The sequence below is a fragment of the Exiguobacterium sp. UBA7533 genome, from assembly GCF_002479335.1.
Taxonomy (GTDB): domain Bacteria; phylum Bacillota; class Bacilli; order Exiguobacteriales; family Exiguobacteriaceae; genus Exiguobacterium_A.
In genome coordinates, this window is record NZ_DLMP01000009.1 from 1 (window position 1) to 25,381 (window position 25,381).

Consider the following 25,381-nt stretch of genomic DNA (forward strand, 5'->3'; position numbering starts at 1 on the left):
GCAGGTCGGTCTTTTTGTGTAATCATTTTAAAGGAAAAGGAGTTTTTTCATGAAACACGAACTTCCTATTGTATATGCACTTCAACGTCACTTAGATCGAACGCCCATCTCATGGCATGTTCCTGGACATAAGAATGGGACTCTGACACCTCTTCCTGACTTTTTTAAATGGGACGTCACAGAATTACCTGGTCTAGATGATTTTCATCATCCGGAAGAGGCTATTGCAGACGCAATAGCTTTGCTTCAAAAAGTCTACGATGCAAAAGCGAGTCATTTCCTTGTGAATGGTTCGACTGTTGGGAACTGGGCGATGCTTGCAGCTGTAGCAACAAGAGGAGAGCGTGTTTATGTACAGCGTAATTCACATAAATCGGTATTTAATGCACTCGAATGGTTAGGAATCGAACCGATCTTTCTTGAACCAGATACCCATAAAGAAACGGGAATCAGTGGTCATGTTTCACGTGAAACATTAAAGGAAGCGTTTACGAAATATCCAGGAGGAGTTGGCGTGTTTATCACTTCACCGACATATTACGGAGAAGTGGCTGATATCACGTCACTCGTTCAGCTCACGACGTCGCACGGACTCCCTTTATTAGTGGATGAAGCACACGGTGCACACTTCGGTAAAGCATTTGGTGTTCGTTCTGCATTTGAATTAGGAGCAACCGCTGTTGTCCAGTCTGCCCATAAAACGCTTCCTGCACTGACGATGGGAGCATGGATGCACGAGCGATTTTCGGAAAAGATGAGAAGAAAGTTACAGCGAGCGCTCCAAGCGTTTCAAACCTCAAGTCCTTCGTATTTGTTACTGGCTTCATTAGACTATGCCCGTTCCTATCGTGAACAATGGACAGTTGAAGGTATGTCAGATATTCAGGTTAGTCACGATGCGTTTATCGAATCACTTCAACGGTTCGATCATATGACCGTCCTTCGCTTCGATGATTGGTCACGGATGACATTAACGTATGAGGGATATTCAGGAGATGCGTTGTTGCACGCGTTACGAGCTGTTCAACTCGATGCGGAATTTGCTCTAGGATATCACGTCGTCTGTATTTTGCCACTTCGTCCGCTAGCAAAGTCTGAGCAGGATGACTGGGTTCATCGTGTCGAACGCGCCATTCAAATGATGAAATCAGAAGGAATTCCTTTGAAAAGGTATATCGAGCAACCAATTATGGGTAAAATACAGGTATCTGCTTTAGCTTGTTCTTATGAACAGTTAGAACAAGCAACAGGTACGTTCCGTCAGCTGGATGAGTGTATCGGTCATGTTTCACTCGAAACCATTATTCCGTACCCGCCAGGCATTCCGTTGATCGTCAGAGGCGAACGCATTACGGCGGAACAGGTACTACGTTTACGACATTATCAAACCGTAGCCGTTCATTTGCAAGGGGGCGAACAATTGCAACAAGGAGCGTTACGCGTCATAGAGGAAGGGTTTGAAAGATGAAAGGTACGTTCATTACTGTCGAAGGACCGGATGGTGCCGGGAAAACGACACAACTACAATTGCTTAATGATGTGTTAAAAGAAAAGGGCTATAATGTCATGATGACCCGTGAGCCAGGTGGCACACGCGTTGGGAACGAAATTCGTTCATTGATTTTAAATCCTGATTTTGAAGAAATGAAAGAGATGACGGAAATTCTGCTGTATGCAGCGTCTCGTGCCCAGCATGTCGAAGAATTGATTCGACCGGCGTTAGAGGCAGGCACAATCATCTTATGTGACCGATTCGTTGATGCCTCACTTGCCTATCAAGGATATGGGCTTGGACATCCGATTGATCTCGTGCGTCAAATCAATGATTCTGCAACAGGTGGATTAGCGCCAGACCGGACGTATTTATTTGATTTAACGGTAACGGATTCTAAAAAACGAATGATGGACCGGGGAGCACTTGATCGAATCGAGCAACGAGATGATGCGTTTCGTGCCCGTGTCTATGATGGTTTCAAACAGATTGCGGCATCGGACCCAGAACGGGTACAGATTGTACAAGCCAATCGATCGATTGAAGTGATTCATCAGGACTTAGTGGAAGATGTCATTACGTATTTAGAAGAAAAGGAGAGATTCTCATGAAAATGGTCATTACGATTGTTCAAGATAAAGACAGCTTACGTTTGGCGGAAGCGCTTGTCGAGCATGATTTCCGAGCAACGAAACTAGCGACGACAGGTGGTTTTCTTAAAGAGGGAAACACGACGTTCATGATTGGTGTACAGAGTGAGCGTCTCGATGATCTGTTACGATTGATCAAAAAGAATTGTTCGAGTCGTGAACAGATGGTCTCTCCAATCTCACCAATGGGTGGTCATGCCGATTCTTATATCCCGTACCCTGTTGAAGTCCAGGTAGGCGGGGCAACGGTCTTCGTCTTGCCAATCGAAGGGTTTCACCAATTCTAATGCAGACGTTTCATGAACTGGAACAGACACAATCGGTCATTTCGACGATTCTTCAAAATTCGTTACGAAACGATCGAATCAATCACGCTTATATCTTCACTGGAGACTATGAGCCGCTTCTACTTGAAGCGGCTCACTTGTTCGCGAAAAGCCTTTTTTGTGAGACCCCGGTCGATGTGGAGCCATGTGGTGTCTGTCGTAGCTGTCGGCGGATGGAAAGTGGTAACTTGGTCGATTATTATGAAATCGAACCAGATGGCGCGACCATCAAAAAAGAACAGATTCAACAATTGATGCATGATCTCTCACTCCGAGGACTTGAAGGCGATCGTCAGATTTATGTCATTACACAGTCCCATAAGATGACTCCCCAAGCAGCGAACAGTTTGCTGAAGTTCTTTGAGGAACCAGGAGAAGGAAAAGTTGCCTTATTGTTGACGAATCAACCTCAACTCCTTTTACCTACGATTCGATCGCGGGGACAGTTATTAAGTTTTCGTCCAGCAGATCGTCAAATGATTGGCGAGGTTTTATCTGAAAAAACGGGACGGGACCACGAGTTGACGCAACTGGCAGCGCGTGTCTATCCAAAAGTCGAGGATGCAGAAGAAGCATTACTCGAAGACTGGTTTGTAAATGCGCGAGCGTCAGTGTTACAATTGATGGAGGAATTAGCGAATCGTCCGGCTGATTTACCACTGTTCGTACAAGAGAAATGGATGGGACAATTCAAGAACCGTCAGGATGTCCGAATTGGTCTTGAACTCGTCACTTGTTTCTTCGAGGATGTCTTACGCCTGAAACTGAATCCGGCGTGGGAAGGTATGACCTATACGAATAGTAAACCCCAACTTGAACAGATGGGGTCCAAGAGCCAGACGACGATCACCCGCTGGTTACAAGCTGTGCTTGCCGCAGTCCGACGGGTCGAAGCGAATGTTAATCCCCAATTAACAGTTGAGCGTCTCATGTTTGACTTACAGAAAGGGTAGAGCGACATGCTAGAAGTAGTAGGCGTTCGCTTTAAAGAAGCGGGCAAAATTTATTATTTTGCACCTGGACAAGAGTCATTATCACGAGGACAAGCAGTCATCGTTGAGACGGTACGGGGCATTGAATATGGCGAAGTGGTCATCGCCGATAAACAAATGGACGAAGAAGATGTGGTGTTGCCACTGAAATCCATTCTTCGAATTGCTGACGATAAAGATGCAATGATCGTCCGCGAAAATAAAGTCGCAGCGCTTGATGCGCATGCGGTATGTGTCGAAAAAATCCGTGAACATAAACTCGATATGAAATTGGTCGATGTCGAGTACACGTTTGACCGCAATAAGGTCATCTTCTACTTCACGGCAGAAGGACGTGTTGACTTCCGTGAGCTCGTCAAAGATTTAGCGGCTGTTTTCCGGACACGCATCGAACTCCGTCAAATCGGTGTTCGAGATGAAGCGAAGTTACTTGGAGGCATTGGTCCATGTGGTCGTGTCTTATGTTGTTCATCTTTCCTTGGTGAGTTCGAACCGGTCTCGATCAAGATGGCAAAAGATCAAAACCTGTCGTTGAATCCGACGAAGATTTCAGGGGTGTGTGGTCGTTTAATGTGCTGTCTAAAATATGAGAACGATACGTATGAAGAGATGCGCCGTGACTTGCCGGACTATGGAAAACGTTTGACGGTACCTGAAGGCGAAGGACGCGTCGTTGGCTTGAACATCCTCGATCAAGTCGTTCAAATTGAACTGAAGGATCGTTCCCGCGTCTTGACGTATTCGATGGAAGAACTATTATCCGTTGGTGCCGTAAAACCAAAACGACCAAAAGAATAACGGGGTGCATACGCGTGGAGAGAGTCGATAAAAAAGAAATCATTACGCGTGTCGATGCGATTGAGCAACAGATTCATTTGCTGACTGAGCATCTGAGCGTGTTAAAGGATCAGCTGGCTTACATGATGGAAGAGAACCAACATCTGTATCTGGAGAATCATCATCTTCGGGAAAAAGTCGAACGCGATGAACAACAGCCGGTCACGGAAGCGGAAGAAGCGGAAGCAGGCGTTGGTGCGGGCTATGACAATCTCGGACGATTGTACCAGGAAGGGTTCCACATCTGTAACTTGCATTATGGACAAGTACGAAAAGACGGCGATTGTCTCTTCTGCTTATCCATGTTAACGAAACATTGAGAGGCTGACTTCTACATGAGTCAGTCTTTTTTTCGGAAAGGAAGGCACGACATGTTTGAACTATTACCAGACGAACGACTTGATTATCTCTTAGGACAAGAAGGGAAAATCATTCAAAGTCCATCCGTCTTCTCCTATTCACTCGATGCGGCATTGCTCGCACGATTTGCATGGATTCCAATTCAACAGGGGCGGATTGCCGATCTTTGCTCTGGGAACGGTGCGATCCCACTCTTTTTATCCTACCGGACGAAAGGGCAGATCACGGGTCTTGAAATTCAGCCGCGACTAGCGGAGATGGCGCGACGTAGCATTAACTTGAATGAACTGAACGACCAGATTGAGATGATTGATGGTGACGTCAAAGAGGCGGGGGCACGTCTTGGATACGGCATCTATGATGCTGTCACCTGTAATCCGCCTTATTTTTTAGCCAACGAGACATCAAACCAAAACCAAAGTGAACATTATACGATCGCAAGGCATGAAGTCCTCTGTACACTTGAAGACTGTATTCGTGGTGCATCTGATTTGTTAAAACAAGGCGGAAAGGCAGCGTTCGTCCATCGACCGGAACGACTGCTCGATATCGTCACTTTGATGCGAACATACCGCTTGGAACCGAAACGGATGCAGTTGATTTATCCGAAGGCAGGGAAGGAAGCGAACATGCTTTTGATCGAGGGGATCAAGGATGCAAAACCTGGACTGAAGGTTCTTTCCCCGTTCATCGTCTATGAAGCGGACAACTCGTATGCGGCTCAGATGAAGGAACTGTTCGATGTCTGAGCATGCAGTCTATATCGTTCGTTGCCAAGATGATACGTATTATACGGGTTACGCGGTAGACGTCACGCAACGCATCGCAACACATAATGCAGGCAAGGGGGCGAAGTATACACGTGCCCGTCTGCCGGTCGTCCTCGTTCATGAGGAAATTTTCGCGACAAAATCAGAAGCGATGAAGCGGGAATACGCGATTAAACAATTGACACGTTCACAGAAAGAGCGTTTGATTCAAGGAGGAACCTCATGAAAGCGACAAGTAGCTATCAACAGCAAGGAGTCGGTCTCTATATCGTCCCGACACCAATCGGCAATTTAGAAGACATGACGTATCGAGCTGTCCGGATCTTACAGGAATCTGATATCGTCGCAGCAGAAGATACCCGGCAGACGATGAAACTGTTTCGGCATTTTTCGATTGAGACGAAGCTTGTCAGTTACCACGAACACAATAAACAAACAAGTGGCGAACGACTACTCGCTGATTTAGAGGCGGGAAAGCAAATTGCCCTCGTCTCCGACGCCGGGATGCCCGGTATTTCGGACCCGGGAAGCGATTTGATCCGCCAAGCGATCGCAGCAGATATTCCTGTCATCGTTCTTCCGGGTGCGAACGCTGCATTGACAGCCCTTGTCGCGTCCGGTCTGTCGACAGAACGCTTTTTGTATTATGGTTTTTTGCCACGAAAGAAAAAAGAACGCCGCGAAGTGTTAGAGCAATTGAAATACGAATCAGGAACACTCATCTTTTATGAAGCACCGCATCGATTGAAAGAGATGTTGCAAGGGATCGAAGAAGTACTTGGTGATCGCCAGGTGACGTTAGCCCGAGAACTAACGAAACGGTATGAAGAGTATATTCGTGGAAGTGTGAGTGAATTACGCGCTTGGGCAGCAGAAGACGTTCGAGGTGAGTTCGTCGTCCTTGTCGAAGGATCAAACGAAGAACGACCGGATGCCGTCATTCAAGACAGTGATCCGCTCGAGCAAATCCGTCGGTATATCGAAGAGGGCGAAAAGCCGAATGCAGCGTTGAAGCGTGTCGCAAAAGAACGAGGACTGGATCGTCAGGAACTGTACCTCGCGTTTCACGAAGCAGATTAAAAAAAGAAGCCCCGTTAAGGAGCTTCCTTTTTTGTTTATTCGTTGCTTGCGTAATGACGATCGAGGAAATCTTTTAATTCAACGAGAACGCGTTGTGCGCCATCTGGTGAAAGAATCAATTTACCATCAGCCAATTTGAAGTTATCTTCTGATACTTCACCTGTCACTTGGCAAGTCATGTTTGGTTTATATTTTTTAAGGATGATCTGTTCGTTGTCGACATAGATCTCGAGGGCATCCTTTTCTGCGATTTGAAGTGTACGGCGTAATTCGATTGGAATTACGACACGACCGAGCTCGTCTACTTTACGTACAATACCTGTTGATTTCATTTTGTTGTTCCTCCTTTGATGTCATGGATCTCTTTTTCTTTTGAAAAATCGTCAAAATTCGACATCGTTTCTATAGAATGTAGAATACTAGACTTTCCAAAAGTAGTCAACCAATCTGAATAGCTTGAAATCAAAATGTCATTTATTTCTCAAAAAACCCATATTTGAAACGATTTATTAATATATTTTCCCTTTTTAAAGGAAATGAAACTATAGAGTGTGTTTTTTTGTAATTTGATGTCTGATGTCAAAAAATGTTTCGATTCGACAAAAAGTGAATTTCGACATCAGTCCCGTAACAGCGTATAATAGCCTATAATGAAGATGGAAATAAGAGAACGGAGGAATAACATGGCAAAGACATTTTATATCACGACCCCGATTTATTATCCAAGTGCAAAACTACATATCGGTCACGCGTATACGACGGTGGCTGGAGATGCAATGGCACGGTACAAACGACTTCAAGGATTCGACGTCCGGTATTTGACAGGTAGCGATGAGCACGGTCAAAAGATCCAGGAAAAAGCAGCAGAAGCAGGTATCTCGGAACAGGCATTCGTCGATGGTGTCGTCGAGCAGATTAAAGTCTTATGGGATCGTCTCGACATCTCGTACGATGATTATATCCGGACGACAGAACCACGTCACAAGAAAGTCGTCGAAAAAGTGTTCGAGACACTTCTTGAATCAGGCGATATCTACCTAGGTGAATACGAAGGTTGGTATTCGATTCCGGATGAGACGTACTATACGGAATCACAACTCGTCGACGGAAAGAGCCCCGATAGTGGACACCCAGTCGAACTCGTTCGCGAAGAATGTTACTTCTTCCGGATCAGCAAGTACGCGGACCGTCTGCTTGAGTACTTTGAAGCGAATCCGTCATTTATCTTGCCAGAATCACGTAAACACGAAATGATCAATAACTTCATTAAACCGGGTCTCCAAGACTTAGCGGTCTCACGGACGACATTCAACTGGGGTGTACAAGTCCCATCGAATCCGAAGCACGTCGTCTACGTCTGGATCGATGCGTTGACGAACTATATCTCGTCACTCGGTTATGGTACGGACGATCATGGTAATTTCGATAAGTACTGGCCAGCAGATGTTCATCTCGTTGGAAAAGAAATCGTTCGTTTCCACACGATCATTTGGCCGGCACTCTTGATGGCACTTGATCTCCCATTACCGAAGAAAGTCTTCGCACACGGTTGGTTGTTGATGAAAGACGGAAAAATGTCGAAATCAAAAGGGAACGTCGTTGATCCGATCCCATTGACGGATCGTTACGGTCTTGACGCCCTTCGTTATTACTTGTTACGCGAAGTTCCATTCGGTTCAGATGGTATGTTCACACCTGAAGCATTCGTTGAGCGGATGAACTACGATTTAGCAAACGACCTTGGGAACTTACTCAACCGAACGATCGCGATGGTCACGAAATACTTTGACGGTGAGATCCCAGCCTATACAGGCAATGTGACACCGTTTGATGCGACACTCTCGGATCTTGCAAAAGAAACGGTCACGAAAGTCGAAGCATCGATGGAACACATGGAATTCTCTGTCGTGCTATCGAACATTTGGCAATTAATCAGCCGTGCCAATAAATACATCGATGAGACACAACCGTGGGTTCTTGCAAAAGACGAATCCAAAACGGCGGAACTCGGTTCGGTCATGGTGCATCTCGTCGGCGTCTTACGTCACGTGGCGATCATGTTGCAACCGTTCATGACGCGTTCACCAAAAGAGATCTTCGCGCAACTTGGTCTCTCCGGACAAGCGATGGACTGGGCAGCGCTCGAGAAATTCGCAGACATCACACCAGGAACAAAAGTTGGTACAGCGACACCAATCTTCCCACGTCTCGATGTCAAAGAAGAGGTCGAAGCAATCGTCGACATGATGCATCAAGCTTCTGCAGCACGTGTGGAGGAAGAGGCTGATGAAGACGTCCGTCCGGAAACGACGATCGATGTCTTTGATCAGATCGAGTTACGTGTCGGTGAAGTCGTGACGGCTGAAAAGATCAAGAAGGCGAAAAAACTACTGAAGTTACAAGTCGATATGGGCAAAGAAACACGCCAAATCGTCTCAGGTATCGCGCAGTGGTATGAGCCGGAAGATTTAGTCGGACGTAAGGTCATCGTCGTAGCGAACTTAAAACCGGTCACGTTACGTGGCGAACTCTCCCAAGGAATGGTCCTTGCTGCTGAGAAAGCAGGAAAACTTGAACTCGCGACGGTCCCATCAACGATGGCAAACGGCGCAAGCGTAAAATAAAACCGATGCCTGTGGACTTCATGTCACAGGCATTTTTTTAAAGAAGGAGTCGAATAAGATATGTTAATCGATACACACACTCACTTGAATGCAGACCAATTCGCGGAAGACGTTCATGAAACGATCGAGCGGGCACGTGCAAACGGCGTTTCACCGATGATCGTCGTCGGATTTGATCATAAGACAATCGACCGCGCGATGGAACTCGTCGAAGCGTACGATGATCTTTATGCGGTCATCGGATGGCATCCCGTCGACTCGATTGATTTTGATGAGGAAGCCTATCAAAAGGTCGAACAATTGATGGATCATGAAAAAGTCGTTGCGCTTGGAGAAATCGGACTCGACTACCACTGGGATACGTCACCGAAAGACGTCCAACAGGAAGCTTTCCGCAAACAGATCCGTCTCGCGAAGCAGAAGAAAAAACCGATCGTCATCCATAACCGGGAAGCGACAGAAGATACGTTACGAATCCTTGAAGAAGAGGATGCAAAAGAAGTCGGTGGTATTTTGCATAGCTACAGTATGAGTGCTGAATTGTTACCGCGTTGCCTAGCGATGAACTTCTATATTTCACTTGGTGGACCTGTTACGTTCAAAAACGCGAAAATGCCAAAACGTGTTGCACAGGAAGTACCGCTCGATCGTTTACTCGTTGAGACGGACTGTCCGTATCTGACACCAACACCACACCGCGGTAAACGCAACGAGCCGGCTTACGTTCGGTTCGTCGCTGAAGAAATTGCGCAGCTCCGTGGCATGATGTATGCCGATGTGGAAGCAGCAACAACGGAAAATGCAAAACGGGTCTTCCGTTTGCCATGATGCGTTCGTTGACGTTCATTACAATCGGGTGCAGCCTGCTACTTGCGGCTGCACTCGTCTATGGGATGATGGATCATCCACGAACCGTGACAGTTTTGATTGATGGACAAGAGCAGCAGGTGAAGACAATGGCTGATTCTGTTTATGGCGTTCTCAAAGAAGCCGGCATTACGACGCGTGACAATGATGTGATTGAACCGGCTCTTAGTGCCGACCTGCCGAAAAAACGATTAATCGTCATTCAGCGGGCAAAAGAAATCACATTGATCATGGGCTACGGTGAGTCCCGTCGCGTCCGGACGCAGGCGCGTCAAGTAAAGGATCTACTTGCAGAGCGCGGTATCAAGAAAGCCGACACGGATGATATCTATCCGTCTTCTGACGCTGTATTGACGAGTGGTATGACGGTGCGGTACCGCGAAGCTTTTCCCGTTGATCTCGTCGTCGGGGGAAAAGCCCGACAACTCTACACGTATGAAACGACGGTCCGCGAATTGTTAGAACGGGAAGGAATCCGTCTTCAAAAGGAAGATCGGGTCGCTCCAAATCCCGATACCCGCGTGACGGAAGGGACGTTGATTACGGTCAACACGACACGTCGTGCGATGTTGACACAGGATCAACTCGTTCCGTTTGAGATCGAAGAAGTCGAGGATCCGACCTTACCGGAAGGCGAGCAACTGGTGACGACATCAGGTCGTCCGGGTGTCCGAACGAAAAAGTATCAATTGACGTTAGCTGACGGTCTTAGTAAAGAGAAAAAACTGATTGATGACCAAGTGACACGGACGCCGATCAAACAAGTCGTCAAAGTCGGGACAAAACCGATTGAGACACCAATCGAAGCGCCCGTCTTCAACGAAAAACAAGCGACCAATCCGCTAACGGAAACACCGAAAGCCGATGCGGACCTTGATTTTGAGAGTGCGAAGAGCTTGATGGTCGAAGCGACGGCGTATACGAACGACCCAGCTTCGAACGGCAGTCGTTTGTACAATGGTCGTGCCTTGACAGCGACCGGGTATGACGTGACCGATACGATCACCTATCAAGGTTTGCCGATCATCGCGGTTGATCCGAAGGTCATTCCGCTTGGTACGAAGGTCTACGTCGAAGGGGTTGGTCTTGCGATCGCTCTCGATACAGGTGGTGCCATTAAAGGCAATAAGATTGATATTTTAGTCGATGGTGAACAAAAAGCAAAGATGTTCGGTCGAAAACAACTGCAAGTCTGGGTCATTCCTAGTGCAACGGAAGCGGACACGTGACGCTTCCTTGTTTTTTTCGTGGAAACAGGTACAATTACGAGAGTGTTTGAAGAAGGTGGAGAGATCATGCGGAAACGCTTAAAAGAAGTCATCGTCGTCGAAGGACGAGATGATACGACACGATTACAAGAAGTCTTTGATGTCGATACAATTGAAACGAACGGTTCAGCCGTTAATGAACAGACGATGCAACGCATTGAGAAGGCCCTCGAACGACGCGGTGTCATCATTTTCACGGATCCTGATTTTCCAGGAGATCGTATCCGTGCCCGAATCAATGAACGTGTACCAGGCTGTAAACATGCCTATCTTCCGCGTGCTCAAGCAAAAGATAAGCGCGGTAAAATTGGTGTTGAACATGCCTCACCTGCCGCAATCGAAGAGGCGCTCGCTGCTGTCTATGAGACGGAAGAAGCACCGGTTGCCGAAGTGACACGTGAGATGATTTTGGCAGCTGATTTGATTGGTGGACCAGCAGCCTCGATCCGTCGTCGTCGTCTCGGTCAGATTCTTGCGATTGGTGAACCGAATGCAAAACAACTCGTCAAACGTGTCGCATCGATCCGAATCACGCTGGCGGAATGGGAAGCAGCGTTGAAACAACTAGAGGAGGAAGAAGTTTGAAAGACATTGCTACATTGCACCGGACGAAAGAAATTTTAGCGAAACATGGCTTTTCGTTTAAAAAATCGTTAGGGCAAAACTTTTTAATCGATTTAAATGTATTAGGAAACATCGTCGGAGCAGCTGGATTAACGCCTGAGAGTGGTGTACTCGAGATCGGACCAGGAATCGGCTCATTGACGGAACAATCGGCGAAACAGGCGAAAAAAGTCGTTGCTCTTGAAATCGATCAACGATTGTTACCGATTCTTGATGATACACTTGCACCATATCCCCATACGAAGGTCATTCACGGTGATGCTCTTGAACTCGATCTTTCGACGATCGTTGCTGAAGAGTTCACGCAAGAAGGCATCACCGACATTGCCGTCGTCGCGAACCTCCCGTATTATGTCACGACACCGATTATCATGCGGATCCTTGAAGCGAAAGCACCGTTTCGGACGCTCGTCATGATGATTCAAAAGGAAGTCGCTGAACGAATCGGTGCAAAACCAGGCACGAAAGCATATGGATCTCTATCGATTGCGATTCAATACTATGCGGAAGCTGAAGTCTGCTTCACGGTCCCAAAACAAGTCTTCATTCCAGCACCAAACGTCGATTCAGCAGTCATCCGCTTGAACATTCGAAAAGAGCCAGCGGTACAGACACAGGATGAGGCACTCTTCTTTGAAATCGTCCGAGCAAGTTTTGCACAACGTCGGAAAACGATTTTAAACAACTTGACGACACACTTCGGGAAAACGGAAAAAGCGGCGGTCGAAGCGGCGTTGTTAGAAGCTGGAATCGAACCGCGTCGTCGCGGAGAAACGCTCAGCTTACAGGAATTCGCACAGTTAGCGGATGCACTTTTGCCAATTAAAAAACGTTGACGGATACGAGTAGAACAGATATAATATTTCCCCTTTCTAATATTTATTTAATATGCTATAATAAATATTAGTGAGGTGAAGCGTATGCCAAAGACGTTGAACGAAATCAGACATGTTTTCGAAACACATGTTGGTGAAAGACTGACGCTAAAAGCAAGCGGCGGTCGTAAAAAGGTCGTAACCCGAATCGGAACGCTCGTTGAGACGTATCCTTCGGTGTTTGTAGTCAAGCTAGACGCAGAGCGCCACAATGTCGAGCGAGTTTCTTATAGCTACGCCGACGTGCTAACAGACTCCGTACAAATCGAATTTGCGAATTCGTAAACTTACCTTCCGAAGCGGACAAAATGTTCGCTTCTTTTTTTGTGGAAAGGTTGATACAATTCCTACAGGAAACGAACTAGAGGAGGAACGGCACGATGACGATTATTGTAAAGGCTCCGGCCAAGATCAACCTAGTCCTGGATGCGACGGCAAAGCGCCCGGACGGCTATCACGATGTACATATGGTGATGACGACAGTCGATTTGGCAGACCGTCTAGAATTGACGGAGCTGCCGTCAGGAGAAATTCGAATGAATGCCCAGCATGCTTACGTTCCGAACGACGAACGTAATCTTGCTTATAAAGCAGCAGCGATCTTAAAAGAAAAATACGACGTCAAGACAGGAGTAGAGATCTTCTTAGAGAAACACATTCCAGTTGCAGCCGGACTCGCTGGTGGATCCAGTGACGCGGCAGCGACGTTACGCGGATTAAATGAGTTGTGGCAACTCGGTTTGACGCTTGAAGAGTTGGCGGAAGTCGGCGCAGCAGTGGGCTCTGACGTCCCGTTTTGTGTCATGGGTGGAACAGCGATTGCAACGGGTCGCGGAGAGAAGCTAGAAAAACTTGTCTCACCACCCCCATGCTGGGTTGTTCTTGCTAAACCGACGATCGGTGTTTCAACAGCTGACGTCTATGGTGCCCTCGACTTGAACACGGCAAAACGTCCGAACGTCGAAGCAATGATTGATGCGGTGAAGGCGCAAGATTTCCAAGCCATCTGCCAATCACTCGGTAATGTTCTCGAAGCGGTCACGTTGCCGATGCACCCAGAAGTCGAGCAAATCAAGGAATTCATGGCAAGTTGTGGCGCAGAAGGCGTCTTGATGAGCGGAAGTGGTCCGACGGTCTTTGCTCTAACGGAGCATGAAAATCGGGCACAACGTCTCTATAATGGATTACGCGGCTTTTGTAACGAAGTCTACGTCGTTCGTCTTTTAGGCGAAAACCATTGATAATATCCGTATGAAAATGATATATTCACTATTGAATATTCGGAATTACGGAGAGGTGGAACGAAACAAATGAAAATTCGGAGAAGTGGTCGATTGGTCGACATGACGCGGTACTTGCTTGACCATCCCCATCATCTCGTCTCATTGACGATTTTTGCAGAACGTTATAAATCGGCGAAATCGTCGATCAGTGAAGATTTAGATATCGTCAGCGAGATGTTAGAACATGAGGGAACAGGTCGTCTCGTTACAGTACCAGGTGCTGCGGGTGGCGTCATGTTCATTCCGACGTGGAGCAGTAAGAAGGCGTTACCGTTCATCGATGATCTATGTGAACGTGTCGCTCGTCCAGACCGACTGTTACCGGGGGGATACCTTTATTTGACGGACTTACTTGGAGATCCGAAGATGGTCAAACAAATGGGACAAGTGTTTGCATCTGTCTTTAGCCAAAAGAAAGTCGATGTCGTCATGACGATCGCAACGAAGGGGATTCCACTTGCTTATGCAGTCGCTGAGCAACTTGGTGTACCGTTCGTCATCGTGCGTTCAGATAGTCGTGTTACGGAAGGATCAACAGTCAGCATCAACTATGTCTCGGGTTCTTCAAAAGCGATCCGGACGATGGCACTCGCGCGTCGAAGTTTACCACGTGGAGCGAATGTCTTATTGATTGATGACTTCATGAAAGCTGGCGGAACGATTCGCGGAATGATGAGTCTCTTAAGCGAGTTTGAAGCAAAGGTCGCAGGTGTTGGTGTTTTGATCGAGGCAGAGGGTGCTGAGAAGAAGATGGTCAACGAATACGTCAGCTTAATGAAATTAGCGGACGTCGACGTCGACCATGGTCAAATCCAAGTCAAGCGTGGAAACGTCGACCACTATTTCTCGGAAGCTGAGACTACCTGAAATTGACAGCCGCATGGATTGTAACTATACTGTAATTATCAAACTTTTGGAAATTATGCGTAAAAAGATTGGGAAAGACTAAACCTTTGTTTGTTTTAAGCCGTAAGTAGAAGTAGACAACGAAGAGTTGTGACAACGGTTAAAGGGGTGCGGACAAAATGAACGTTACGGACGTTAAAATTCGTCGCGTCGTAGCAGAGGGTCGAATGAAAGCACTTGCCTCTATTACGCTCGACCACGAATTCGTGGTACATGATTTGCGTGTCATCGAAGGGAACAGTGGTCTCTTCGTCGCCATGCCAAGCAAACGAACGCAAGAAGGTATCTTCCGGGATGTCGCTCATCCAATCAATGCATTAATGCGAAAAAAGGTCGAAGATTCAGTACTCGAAGCCTATGCGGCACGTGAGGATCAAGAAGAAGGCATCGGTTACGAAGTCTCTTCTGCCCAAACGGCAGATCAAGCATAAGAAAAAGACAGGTTTTCTCTTCTTGGGAAAACCTGTCTTTTTTCTCGTTTTTTCATCGATTCCGCTTCGTCCCATCATTGAATAACGATGCCATTTTCGTTATAGTTGGAACGAGTGTACTATTTCAGAACGAAATCAACACTAATTTACGTGGAGGAGCGACAAGGATGAATCATTTCGCGGTAATTCTAGCAGCGGGTAAAGGAACTCGGATGAAATCTAAGCTTTACAAAGTACTTCACCCAGTCGCTGGGAAACCTATGGTACAGCACGTCGTCGATCAATTAGCGACGCTCGGCGTCAAGCGACAGGTCGTCATCGTCGGTCACGGTGCGGAATCCGTCAAAGAAGTGCTTGGCACATCGGTGGAATACGCACTTCAAAGTGAGCAGCTTGGCACAGGACATGCTGTTCAAATGGCAGAACCCGTACTCGGGAACGAACAGGGAGCAACGCTCGTCGTCTGTGGCGATACACCACTCTTGACGAGTGACACACTGGCTTCATTGTTACAACATCATGCGGAGACAAACGCAAAAGTGACCGTCTTGACGGCACTCGCTGACGATCCGACAGGTTACGGACGTATCGTTCGTGGCGAAGACGGAAACGTCTCGAAAATCGTCGAGCATAAGGATGCGAATGCAGAAGAGCTCGCGATTCGTGAAATCAATACCGGTACGTATGTATTCGATAATGAGATGTTGTTCGCGACGCTGAAGCAGGTTAAGAACGATAATGCGCAAGGTGAGTATTACTTACCAGACGTGATTGAGATTGCAAAGGCAGCAGGCGAGACGATCGCAGCGTATGCGGCACCTACGTTCGAAGAGACGATCGGTGTCAATGACCGCGTCGCACTTGCACAAGCAGAAACGTCGATGCGTAAGCGAACGAATGAGTACTGGATGCGTCAAGGTGTCACGTTCGTTGATCCGTCTTCGACGTACATCGGACCAGACGTCACGATTGGTTCAGATACTGTTCTCTATCCTGGTACGCAGTTGCTCGGTCAGACGGTCATTGGTTCAGAATGTACGATTGGTCCGAACTCGGATATCCGTAACAGTGAAGTGGCAGATGGCGCCATTGTTCGTCAATCCGTCGTCACGGATAGCAAGATTGGTCCAGCGGCACAAGTCGGTCCATTTGCGCATTTACGTCAGCAAGCGGTTCTCGGTGCGAACACACGCGTCGGAAACTTCGTTGAGATCAAGAAATCAACATTTGGCGAAGGTAGCAAATCAGCCCACTTGAGCTATGTCGGAGATGCAACAATCGGAGAGAACGTCAACCTCGGTTGTGGATCGATCACGGTCAACTATGATGGAAAAAATAAATTCCAGACGATCATTGAGGACGATGCCTTCATCGGCTGTAACGTCAACTTGATTGCACCGGTCACGGTCGGCAAGAATGCCCTTGTTGCTGCCGGATCAACCGTCACAGACGATGTGCCGGAAAACGGTCTCGCGATCGCACGGGAACGTCAAACGACGAAACCCGATTATCGTTAATTCATTACTTGTCGCTCTACTCGTCTAAACCCAAACAAATGGAGGCCACCTACACATGTCTACTGTCTTAGAACATGAAATTCGTATTTTCGCACTCAACTCGAACAAACCACTGGCAGAGGAAATCGCTAAAGTCATCGGAATCCCGGTGAGCGAAAGTTCAGTCAAACACTTCAGTGATGGCGAAATTTCGATGAACATCGAAGAAAGTGTCCGGGGGGATGATATTTACATCATTCAATCGACAAGCCAACCAGTCAACGAAAACCTGATGGAACTTCTCATCATGATCGATGCACTGAAACGGGCGTCTGCACGGACGATCAACGTCGTCATTCCGTATTACGGTTATGCGCGTCAAGATCGCAAAGCACGTTCACGTGAGCCAATCACGGCGAAACTCGTTGCGAACTTGCTTGAAGTAGCAGGGGCGACACGCGTCGTGACGATGGATCTCCATGCAGCACAAATCCAAGGGTTCTTCGATATTCCAGTAGATCAATTGATGGGTGTACCGCTTCTCGCTTCATATTTCGAGAAAAAGAATATCGATCCAAACGAACTCGTCATCGTTTCTCCAGACCATGGCGGTGTCACACGGGCACGTAAATTAGCAGAGCAATTAAAAGCACCAATCGCGATCATCGACAAACGCCGTCCGAAACCGAACGTCGCAGAAGTCATGAACATCGTTGGTCAAGTCGATGGCAAGATTGCCATCATCATCGATGACATCATCGATACAGCGGGTACGATCACACTTGCAGCGAACGCTTTGATCGAAAACGGAGCGAAACAAGTCTATGCATGTTGTACACACCCTGTTCTTTCAGGTCCGGCAATGGAGCGAATTGAGAACTCAGCGATCGAAGAACTCGTCGTCTTGAACACGATCGATTTAACACAACGCGAATGTGCAAGCAAAATCAAACAAATCTCTGTGGCACGCTTGCTTGCAGAAGCAATCATCCGTGTACACGAACAGAAATCAATCAGCCCGCTCTTCAGCTGATTGCTTATGCATACGAACGATGTGGTCCGGTTTATTGAAATCGGACCCTTGTTCGTTTACTTTTTTAAACAGAAATGAGGAATCGATATGAAATGTATCGTCGGATTAGGGAATCCTGGCGCGAAGTATGCGAATACGCGCCACAACATCGGTTTTCTTGCGATCGATGCCTTAGCGGAGAAACACGGGATCACGCTTTCAGAATCGAAGTTTAAAGCCCTCTTCGGAACGGGAATGATAAACGGAGAACGTGTCGTGCTCGTCAAGCCATTGACGTATATGAATTTATCAGGTGAAGCGGTGCGACCGTTACTTGATTTCTACAAGATCGCGGTCGAGGATGTGCTCGTCATCTATGATGATCTGGATTTACCACTTGAGAAATTGCGCTTGCGTTCGAAAGGCAGTGCAGGCGGTCATAACGGCGTCAAGTCGTTGATCCAGCACCTCGGTACGCAGGAAATCAAGCGTCTTAAACTCGGTGTTGGTCGACCACCGGCACCAATCCAAGTCATCGACTGGGTGTTAATGAATTTTTCGAAGGCGGAACAAGGAAGTCTGCAACACGTACTCAATGCGTCTGTCGATGTAGCGACGGACTTTATAGACACACCGTTTCTCGCTTTGATGAATCGGTATAACTGAACGCAACGCTTTGGGGGTTCCAAAGCGTTTTTGCTGTCGTGTTTTAGGAGGAAGAAGATGAAACAATTACAAGAACTCTTATTAGCGATTCCTGAAATCAAGACGGTTCGGGAACGCTTCCGGGACGGTGTCAACGCTCAGTTGATCACTGGTCTGATGAATAGTGGAAAGGCATTGTTCGTCGCCGGGATTTATCAGGAGACGAAACGTCGATTCGTACTCGTGACACATAATATGTTCCAAGCGCAAAAGTTGTACGATGATTTGATTGAACTCGTGCCGGAAGAAGACGTCATGCTCTATCCGGTCGATGAGACATTAGCCGCGGAACTTTCTTACGGGGCGAGTCCGGAACTGCGAGCAACGCGGATCGAAACCCGTCATCGTTTATTGACGACGGACGATGGGATCCTAATCATTCCGCTCGTTGGCTTACGCCGATATGTTCCGGGTGCAGAGACGTTCTTGTCGCACGTTAAACAGGTGAAGCCAGGCGACATCTTATCGATTCCAGACTTCGTCCAGGATTTAGTTGATGCGGGGTATGAGCGGACAGCGACCGTGACGACACCAGGTGAGTTTGCCGTTCGCGGGAGTATCATCGATATTTATCCGCTCACGGTTGAACGCCCGTACCGGCTCGATCTATTCGACGAGGAAATCGACTCGATCTATACATTCGATGCGGAGACTCAACGTTCGCTCGGTGTTGTCGCAGAAGCATGTTTGATGCCAGCAGCCGAACACTTCGCGACCAAGGATCAGTTAAAGGAGGCTGGCGAAAAAGTCCGTCGTCTTTATGAGGCGACGAAAGAGCGCGTCCAAAGTACGGAAGTCCTCGCGGCACTCGAAGAGGGGATTGCTTACGACGTCGAGTTGTTAGAAAACGGCGATCGTCCGAAACAGTTCGCGAAGTATGCACCAATCCTCTACACGTCGACGTTACGTCAAGACGTGACAGGCAGCGTCTTGATCGTCGATGAAGTCGCGCGGGTTGAAGAAGCGGCAGAAGTCCAGGATGCAGAGGAAGCAGAATGGATGGCGTCGCTCATTGAACGCGGACAAAGCGTCAGTGATTACGTCCTGTCCGTTCCGATGACACATGTCTTTGAAGGACAACCATTGTTGTACCTCTCGCTCCTTCCGACTCGTCGGAGCGGTGTACCGGAAAGTGCGGCAATCCATTTCAGCATCAAACCGATTGCGCCGTTCCATGGTCAGATGGAACGCCTGAAGCAAGAAGTCGAGCGATATCGTCGCGCTGACATGTGGATAGTCTTCTTAGCGAGTAACCGAGAACGTGCCGAGCGGATGCGCCAGACGTTATCCGATTATGGGGTTGAAGCCTCGATTGTAACGAAAGAAGGTATCACTCGTGGTCAACCAGCGATCTTGATTGGCGGAATTCATGGTGGATTCGAGATGACGAATGCGCGCCTCGTCGTCATCACAGAAGAAGAAGTCTTCAAGCAACCGGCGCGTCGCCGGAAGCAGACGACGAAGCTGACGAACGCTGAACGGATCAAGAGTTACCAAGAATTGAAGACAGGTGATTACGTCGTTCATATTCATCATGGAATTGGGCGGTACCATGGCATCAAGACAATTGATGTAGCCGGTAATCATCAGGATTATCTCCATCTCGTCTACGCAGGAGAGGACTCGTTGTATGTTCCTGTCGATCAGATCGACTTGATTCAAAAGTACGTCGGGGCTGAAGGGAAAGAGCCGAAAATCTATAAACTCGGTGGAACGGAATGGAAAAAGGTCAAAGCGAAGGTTCAAAAATCGGTCGAGGATATCGCTGATGAATTGATCAAGCTCTATGCGGCTCGTGAAGCTGCCGTCGGTTTTGCTTTTCCAGAGGATGACGATAACATGCAAGCGTTCGAGGCTTCCTTCCCATATGAGGAAACGGTCGATCAATTGCGATCAATTGCCGAGATCAAGAAAGATATGGAACGTCCGCGTCCGATGGATCGTCTATTATGTGGCGACGTCGGGTACGGGAAAACGGAAGTGGCGATTCGTGCAGCCTTTAAAGCAGTCATGTCTGGAAAACAAGTGGCATTGCTCGTACCGACGACCGTCCTTGCGCAACAACACTACGAAACAATGCTTGAACGATTCAGTGAATGGCCGATTCGTGTGTCGGTCATGAGCCGGTTCCGTTCGCCAGCAGAATTAAAGGCAACGAAACAAGGGTTAAAAGAAGGAACGATTGATGTCGTCGTTGGGACACACCGTGTGCTGTCGAAAGACGTCCAATTCGCTGATATCGGATTGTTGATCATTGATGAAGAGCAACGATTCGGTGTTAAACACAAAGAACGTCTGAAACAGTTGAAGACAAACGTCGATGTCTTGACGTTGACAGCGACACCGATTCCGCGGACATTGCACATGTCGATGATCGGAATCCGTGATCTCTCTGTCCTTGAGACACCACCGGAAAACCGTTATCCGGTCCAGACATACGTCATGGAATACGACGGAATCGTCATGCGGGAAGCACTCGAACGGGAACTCGGACGTGGTGGACAAGCATTCTTCCTCTACAACCGTGTCGAGGGCATCGAGCGAAAGGCAGAAGAGATTCGCGCCCTCGTACCGGAAGCACGAATTGTCACGGCTCACGGTCGAATGACGGAAACCGAACTCGAAAGTCAGCTAATCGCCTTCTTCGAAGGAGATGCCGACGTCCTTGTCAGTACGACGATCATTGAGACGGGGATTGATATCCCGAACGTCAATACGTTGATCGTTCATGACGCCGATCAAATGGGCTTATCACAGCTTTATCAATTACGTGGTCGTGTCGGTCGTTCAAGTCGCGTCGCCTACTCGTACTTTACGTACCGTCCGCAAAAACGATTGACGGAAGTGGCAGAAAGTCGTCTGCAGGCGATCAAGGAGTTCACGGAGCTCGGTAGCGGTTTTAAAATCGCAATGCGTGACCTGTCGATTCGCGGTGCCGGGAACTTACTCGGTTCGCAACAATCTGGATTCATCGATTCTGTTGGTTTCGATCTCTATTCGCAGATGCTTGCAGAAGCAGTCGAGGAGCGGAAAGAACGGATGAAAGGTAAAAAACGCATCCAGAAATTCGTTCCTGAGTTCACATTCAGCCTTGATGCCTATATTCCATCGCACTACATGACAGACTCCGAGCTGAAAATCGAGTTCTACAAACGTTTGAAATATGTTGATACCGTCGATAGTCTCGAACAACTCGAAACGGAAATGCTTGAACGATTCGGTGAGTTTCCGGATGAGGTCGCGCGTTTGATCCAGTTGACGCGAATGCGCATTTTCGCTGAACGGGCGCGTGTCGAGCGTGTTAAACAAACCGATCCGAAAATTGAGATCGTCTTATCGCTCCAATCGACACAACAACTCGATGTGGCGGACTTCGTTAAATGGACTGTTCCACTGGGACGTGGTCTTGGAATGGGACAACAAGAGGAGAAACTCGTCTTAACCCTCAACCGCAACAAACAGTCGACGCAACAGATGACGATGCAGGCAGAACAATTATTGGCGGAACTTGATCGCCGGCTCGTCGGGCGATGAATAGACGAACGATTGCGCAAGGCGCAGCACTGCTTGCGATCTCTAGTTATATCTCAAAATTGCTCAGCTTCTTTTACCGGATTCCGTATCAGAACCTCGCTGGTGATTTCGGATTGTACGTCTATCAGACCGTCTATCCATTATTTGCGATTGCGGCAGCGCTCGGCATTTATGCGCTGCCTGTCATCGTGGCGAAGTTGACGCTTCACCACCCGGATGAGAAACGAGAAGTTCTCTGGTCGATTTTTTATGTCTTACTTGCCATGACCGTCTTTTTCGGTCTGCTCGGATGGTGGATCGCCCCGACGCTCGCTGGGTGGTTCGGGGATGCAAAACTGGTTGTGCCCCTGCGTGCGGTAACATGTACGTTTTATTTACTACCCGTGATTGCTGTTCTACGAGGAATGTTCCAAGCAGATCTTGAGATGCGACCGACGGCTGTATCCCAAGTCTCTGAAAATGCCGTCCGTGTCGGACTATTGTTGCTCGTGACGTATATCGGTGTCTCGATGCAGGCGGACCCCTACTGGATTGGTGCGAGCGCTCATTTAACGGCGATTGGCGGCAGCATCGTTTCGTTATTCGTCCTGTTACGCTTTGCGAAAGGGAAAATCGGTCGTCCGGTATTTTCGAGTATTCATATAAGACGTGTCGGAAAAGTGCTGGTGACAAGCGGTGTAGCAGTTAGTATCGCGTCACTTGCCTTGTTGCTGATGCAATTGATTGATGGATTAACGTTCGTCAATCTACTTGGCAATACGACGGAAACAAAAATCGAAAAAGGAATACTCGACCGTGGGTATCCGTTACTGCAATTTGCGATTCTGTTTGCGACGTCGATGAGCCTTGCGAGTGTGCCAGCCTTGTCGACTGCATACCGGAAACACGATCCACAGATGATGCGTCAACAACTCGAGACATTACTCCGTTCCGGTTTATTGATTGCCGCTGCAGCGACGATCGGGCTAATGGGTGTGATGCGTCCGCTCAATATTGCGTTATATCAAAATGATCAAGGAACAGCGGGATTGATTTGGCTCGCAGCGACGGCATTTGCCGCATCGATCGCGATGATGATCGTCTCTTGTCTCCAGTCGGTTGATGCCGAGAAGTATGCGCTTGTTGGTGTTCTTATCGGATTAGGGGCGAAGCTTACTCTGAACCTCTATTTCATTCCCCGATATGGTATGATCGGGGCGGGTATGGCGACATTTGGAGGTTTTGCCGTCATGGCGGCAGCGCAATGGATTTTATTGAACCGGAAGTTCGGTCGTGTATCTGCGGGAACTGTTTTTTATCGAAGACTGGTCTTACCTGTGCTTACCATGGGTGTGTTTCTGTATCTTATCGAGACGTTTTTCCAGCTGTTTGAGCTTGAGACACGAATCGGTGCGGCACTCGAAGTCGGCGTTCTTGTCGTCGGTGGTGCCATCATTTATGGCAGTATGGCGTTACGCTTTCGTGCCTTATCAGAACAAGAGTGGGCGTTATTGCCTTTAGGAGATAAGTTATATCAGATGTACCAACGTAGGAGGAGCATATGACACACCGAATTACGATCGTCGGCCTTGGCGTCGGCGAACTCGAACAATTGCCGTTTGGCATCTATCGATTATTAAAAAACACGACACAACCTGTCTATTTGCGGACAGTGGATCATCCAGTCGTTTCAGAACTTGCAACAGAGGGAATGAACTTTACATCATTTGACTCAGTTTATGAACGACATAGTCGGTTTGAAGACGTATATACAGAAATCGTCGAGGAATTGCTTCGTCTTTCTGAAACGACGGATATCATCTATGCCGTTCCAGGACATCCATTAGTCGCTGAGAGTACTGTGCAACAGTTGTTGCAACGGACAGACAATGTCGATGTCGTAGGGGGACAAAGTTTTCTCGATCCGATGTTCGCTGCACTTGGCGTGGATCCGATTGAAGGATTCCAGTTACTTGATGCAACGGCATTTGCTGTCGATGAAGCACAGATTCGTCAACATCTACTGATTGGGCAAGTCTATGACGCGCTCGTCGCTGGCGACTTAAAAGTCCAGTTGATGGAACGTTATCCGGACGAACATCTCGTCACTCTTGTCACAGCAGCAGGTACGAGTCAGCAAACCGTTCAAAACGTACCGTTGTATGAACTCGATCATGTGACGACGCTCAGTAACTTAACGACGGTCTATGTACCACCGGTTACGGATGAGCAGACGTTGAATCGTGACTTCGCGACCTTAAAAGAGATTATCGCGCGATTACGCGGTGAAGGTGGTTGTCCGTGGGATCAAGAGCAGACGCATGAGTCCCTAAAACGTCATTTAATCGAAGAATCTTACGAATTACTGGAAGCAATCGACCTTCAGGACGATAACTTAATAATAGAAGAACTAGGAGACGTCCTCTTACAGGTCATGCTCCACGCACAAATTGGTCTAGATGAAGGGTATTTTGATATTCGAGACGTCATCGGAAGCGTCAGCGATAAGATGATTCGTCGCCATCCGCATGTCTTCGGGGAAACGACTGTTGATTCTTCAGCAGACGTTGTGTCGAACTGGCAAGACATCAAAGCACAAGAAAAACCGGAGCGGACTTCTTTGCTTGATGGTGTGACAAAAGGAGCACCTGCTTTGATGCGCGCAGAAGACATTCAAAAGAAAGTGGCGAAAGTCGGTTTCGAGTGGACAGATGTCGAGGGGGCACTTGAAAAAGTGATCGAAGAGTTACGTGAATTGAAAGAAGCCGCCCCAGAAGAACGACTCGGAGAATTTGGAGACGTCCTGTTCTCGATAACACTCGTCGGAAAATACCTCGGTCTATCGGCAGAAGAAGGATTACAACGAACGAATGATAAATTTATTCGCCGTTTTACACGGATGGAACAACTAGCGGATCGACCGCTCGTTGAGATGACGCTTGAAGAGCAAGATTCACTCTGGCATCAAGCGAAGCAGGAGGAACAGTCATGAGACTTGATAAATTTTTAAAAGTATCGCGTCTGATCAAACGACGGACGCTTGCGAAAGAAGTTGCTGATCAAGGTCGGATTACGATCAATGGTAATGTAGCGAAAGCAAGTAGCACGGTAGCAGCAGGTGATGAGATGACGATTCGGTTCGGAAATAAGATCGTGACAGTTGCGATTTCAAGCATTAAAGAACATGCGAAAAAAGAAGAAGCATCTGATATGTATGAAATCATCCGTGAAGAAAAGGTGAATTCCGAAGAATCGATGTAATTTACCGGA

The 25,381-nt window shown here is 47.7% G+C and carries 26 protein-coding genes; 25 read left to right on the forward strand and 1 reads right to left on the reverse strand.

Annotation, left to right across the window (positions count from 1 at the left end; all coding sequences use genetic code 11):
* The first annotated feature begins 49 nt into the window (after nt 1–49).
* Genes B2U10_RS11300 through rsmI form a run of 9 tightly spaced genes read left to right on the forward strand, consistent with a single transcriptional unit; the run spans nt 50 to nt 6,507 of the window.
* Nucleotides 50–1,468 (forward strand): aminotransferase class I/II-fold pyridoxal phosphate-dependent enzyme, encoded by a 1,419-nt coding sequence (locus B2U10_RS11300; RefSeq protein WP_290787778.1) that lies wholly within the window; start codon nt 50–52, stop codon nt 1,466–1,468.
* Nucleotides 1,465–2,103, forward strand: a complete 639-nt coding sequence (gene tmk, locus B2U10_RS11305) for a dTMP kinase (protein WP_290787780.1) — start codon at nt 1,465–1,467, stop codon at nt 2,101–2,103. Before B2U10_RS11300 ends, tmk begins: the two co-directional genes overlap by 4 nt.
* The gene (locus B2U10_RS11310; protein ID WP_023466519.1) at nt 2,100–2,429 is read left to right on the forward strand and encodes a cyclic-di-AMP receptor; all 330 of its coding nucleotides are present in this window, start codon (nt 2,100–2,102) and stop codon (nt 2,427–2,429) included. Before tmk ends, B2U10_RS11310 begins: the two co-directional genes overlap by 4 nt.
* Nucleotides 2,429–3,421, forward strand: coding sequence for a DNA polymerase (locus B2U10_RS11315; protein ID WP_035413204.1), 993 nt, complete (start codon nt 2,429–2,431; stop codon nt 3,419–3,421). The genes B2U10_RS11310 and B2U10_RS11315 overlap by 1 nt, the downstream gene beginning before the upstream one ends.
* 6 nt (nt 3,422–3,427) lie before the next feature.
* A complete protein-coding gene (locus B2U10_RS11320) occupies nt 3,428–4,258 on the forward strand; it encodes a PSP1 domain-containing protein (RefSeq protein ID WP_029343044.1) in 831 nt (276 codons plus the stop codon).
* A gap of 8 nt (nt 4,259–4,266) precedes the next feature.
* Nucleotides 4,267–4,617 (forward strand): DNA replication initiation control protein YabA, encoded by a 351-nt coding sequence (gene yabA, locus B2U10_RS11325; RefSeq protein WP_119182633.1) that lies wholly within the window; start codon nt 4,267–4,269, stop codon nt 4,615–4,617.
* 51 nt (nt 4,618–4,668) lie between these two features.
* Nucleotides 4,669–5,406 carry a tRNA1(Val) (adenine(37)-N6)-methyltransferase gene (locus tag B2U10_RS11330; RefSeq protein WP_290787782.1) on the forward strand — a complete coding sequence of 246 codons (738 nt, stop codon included), beginning with the start codon at nt 4,669–4,671 and terminating at the stop codon, nt 5,404–5,406.
* Nucleotides 5,399–5,653 (forward strand): GIY-YIG nuclease family protein, encoded by a 255-nt coding sequence (locus B2U10_RS11335; RefSeq protein ID WP_035413209.1) that lies wholly within the window; start codon nt 5,399–5,401, stop codon nt 5,651–5,653. Before B2U10_RS11330 ends, B2U10_RS11335 begins: the two co-directional genes overlap by 8 nt.
* Complete coding sequence (gene rsmI, locus B2U10_RS11340; protein WP_290787785.1) at nt 5,650–6,507, forward strand: 16S rRNA (cytidine(1402)-2'-O)-methyltransferase; 858 nt, start codon at nt 5,650–5,652, stop codon at nt 6,505–6,507. The genes B2U10_RS11335 and rsmI overlap by 4 nt, the downstream gene beginning before the upstream one ends.
* Before the next feature lie 35 nt (nt 6,508–6,542).
* On the opposite strand, the gene B2U10_RS11345 is transcribed toward rsmI, so the two are convergent.
* Nucleotides 6,543–6,839 (reverse strand): AbrB/MazE/SpoVT family DNA-binding domain-containing protein, encoded by a 297-nt coding sequence (locus B2U10_RS11345; RefSeq protein ID WP_023466531.1) that lies wholly within the window; start codon nt 6,837–6,839, stop codon nt 6,543–6,545.
* A gap of 324 nt (nt 6,840–7,163) precedes the next feature.
* On the opposite strand from B2U10_RS11345, the gene metG reads away from it, so the two are divergent.
* The 16 genes from metG (at nt 7,164) to B2U10_RS11425 (ending at nt 25,372) form a co-directional block, all read left to right on the forward strand.
* On the forward strand, nt 7,164–9,131 hold the full coding sequence (gene metG, locus B2U10_RS11350; RefSeq protein ID WP_290787787.1) for a methionine--tRNA ligase: 1,968 nt from the start codon (nt 7,164–7,166) through the stop codon (nt 9,129–9,131).
* Between the two features lie 60 nt (nt 9,132–9,191).
* Nucleotides 9,192–9,959, forward strand: a complete 768-nt coding sequence (locus B2U10_RS11355; RefSeq protein WP_290787789.1) for a TatD family hydrolase — start codon at nt 9,192–9,194, stop codon at nt 9,957–9,959.
* On the forward strand, nt 9,956–11,227 hold the full coding sequence (locus tag B2U10_RS11360) for a 3D domain-containing protein (protein ID WP_290787791.1): 1,272 nt from the start codon (nt 9,956–9,958) through the stop codon (nt 11,225–11,227). Before B2U10_RS11355 ends, B2U10_RS11360 begins: the two co-directional genes overlap by 4 nt.
* Nucleotides 11,228–11,293: 66 nt before the next feature.
* Nucleotides 11,294–11,851: a ribonuclease M5 gene (rnmV, locus tag B2U10_RS11365; RefSeq protein WP_035413223.1), complete on the forward strand. Its 558-nt coding sequence runs from the start codon at nt 11,294–11,296 to the stop codon at nt 11,849–11,851.
* On the forward strand, nt 11,848–12,726 hold the full coding sequence (gene rsmA, locus B2U10_RS11370) for a 16S rRNA (adenine(1518)-N(6)/adenine(1519)-N(6))-dimethyltransferase RsmA (protein WP_290772530.1): 879 nt from the start codon (nt 11,848–11,850) through the stop codon (nt 12,724–12,726). Before rnmV ends, rsmA begins: the two co-directional genes overlap by 4 nt.
* Before the next feature lie 84 nt (nt 12,727–12,810).
* Nucleotides 12,811–13,050 (forward strand): Veg family protein, encoded by a 240-nt coding sequence (locus tag B2U10_RS11375; RefSeq protein ID WP_012368950.1) that lies wholly within the window; start codon nt 12,811–12,813, stop codon nt 13,048–13,050.
* 95 nt (nt 13,051–13,145) lie between these two features.
* Complete coding sequence (gene ispE, locus B2U10_RS11380; protein ID WP_035413228.1) at nt 13,146–14,006, forward strand: 4-(cytidine 5'-diphospho)-2-C-methyl-D-erythritol kinase; 861 nt, start codon at nt 13,146–13,148, stop codon at nt 14,004–14,006.
* A gap of 69 nt (nt 14,007–14,075) precedes the next feature.
* Nucleotides 14,076–14,915, forward strand: coding sequence for a pur operon repressor (purR, locus tag B2U10_RS11385; RefSeq protein ID WP_056061992.1), 840 nt, complete (start codon nt 14,076–14,078; stop codon nt 14,913–14,915).
* 158 nt (nt 14,916–15,073) lie between these two features.
* On the forward strand, nt 15,074–15,385 hold the full coding sequence (gene spoVG, locus B2U10_RS11390) for a septation regulator SpoVG (protein ID WP_056061995.1): 312 nt from the start codon (nt 15,074–15,076) through the stop codon (nt 15,383–15,385).
* A gap of 167 nt (nt 15,386–15,552) precedes the next feature.
* Nucleotides 15,553–16,902 carry a bifunctional UDP-N-acetylglucosamine diphosphorylase/glucosamine-1-phosphate N-acetyltransferase GlmU gene (glmU, locus tag B2U10_RS11395; RefSeq protein WP_290787796.1) on the forward strand — a complete coding sequence of 450 codons (1,350 nt, stop codon included), beginning with the start codon at nt 15,553–15,555 and terminating at the stop codon, nt 16,900–16,902.
* A gap of 55 nt (nt 16,903–16,957) precedes the next feature.
* The gene (locus tag B2U10_RS11400; protein ID WP_012368955.1) at nt 16,958–17,914 is read left to right on the forward strand and encodes a ribose-phosphate diphosphokinase; all 957 of its coding nucleotides are present in this window, start codon (nt 16,958–16,960) and stop codon (nt 17,912–17,914) included.
* An 87-nt stretch (nt 17,915–18,001) separates the two neighbouring features.
* Nucleotides 18,002–18,559 carry an aminoacyl-tRNA hydrolase gene (gene pth, locus B2U10_RS11405; RefSeq protein WP_035413235.1) on the forward strand — a complete coding sequence of 186 codons (558 nt, stop codon included), beginning with the start codon at nt 18,002–18,004 and terminating at the stop codon, nt 18,557–18,559.
* A gap of 57 nt (nt 18,560–18,616) precedes the next feature.
* Nucleotides 18,617–22,132, forward strand: a complete 3,516-nt coding sequence (mfd, locus tag B2U10_RS11410; RefSeq protein ID WP_290787799.1) for a transcription-repair coupling factor — start codon at nt 18,617–18,619, stop codon at nt 22,130–22,132.
* Nucleotides 22,129–23,676 carry a putative polysaccharide biosynthesis protein gene (locus tag B2U10_RS11415; RefSeq protein WP_056062004.1) on the forward strand — a complete coding sequence of 516 codons (1,548 nt, stop codon included), beginning with the start codon at nt 22,129–22,131 and terminating at the stop codon, nt 23,674–23,676. Before mfd ends, B2U10_RS11415 begins: the two co-directional genes overlap by 4 nt.
* Complete coding sequence (gene mazG / locus B2U10_RS11420) at nt 23,673–25,103, forward strand: nucleoside triphosphate pyrophosphohydrolase (protein ID WP_290787802.1); 1,431 nt, start codon at nt 23,673–23,675, stop codon at nt 25,101–25,103. Before B2U10_RS11415 ends, mazG begins: the two co-directional genes overlap by 4 nt.
* On the forward strand, nt 25,100–25,372 hold the full coding sequence (locus B2U10_RS11425; RefSeq protein ID WP_023466556.1) for an RNA-binding S4 domain-containing protein: 273 nt from the start codon (nt 25,100–25,102) through the stop codon (nt 25,370–25,372). The genes mazG and B2U10_RS11425 overlap by 4 nt, the downstream gene beginning before the upstream one ends.
* Nucleotides 25,373–25,381 lie beyond the last annotated feature (9 nt).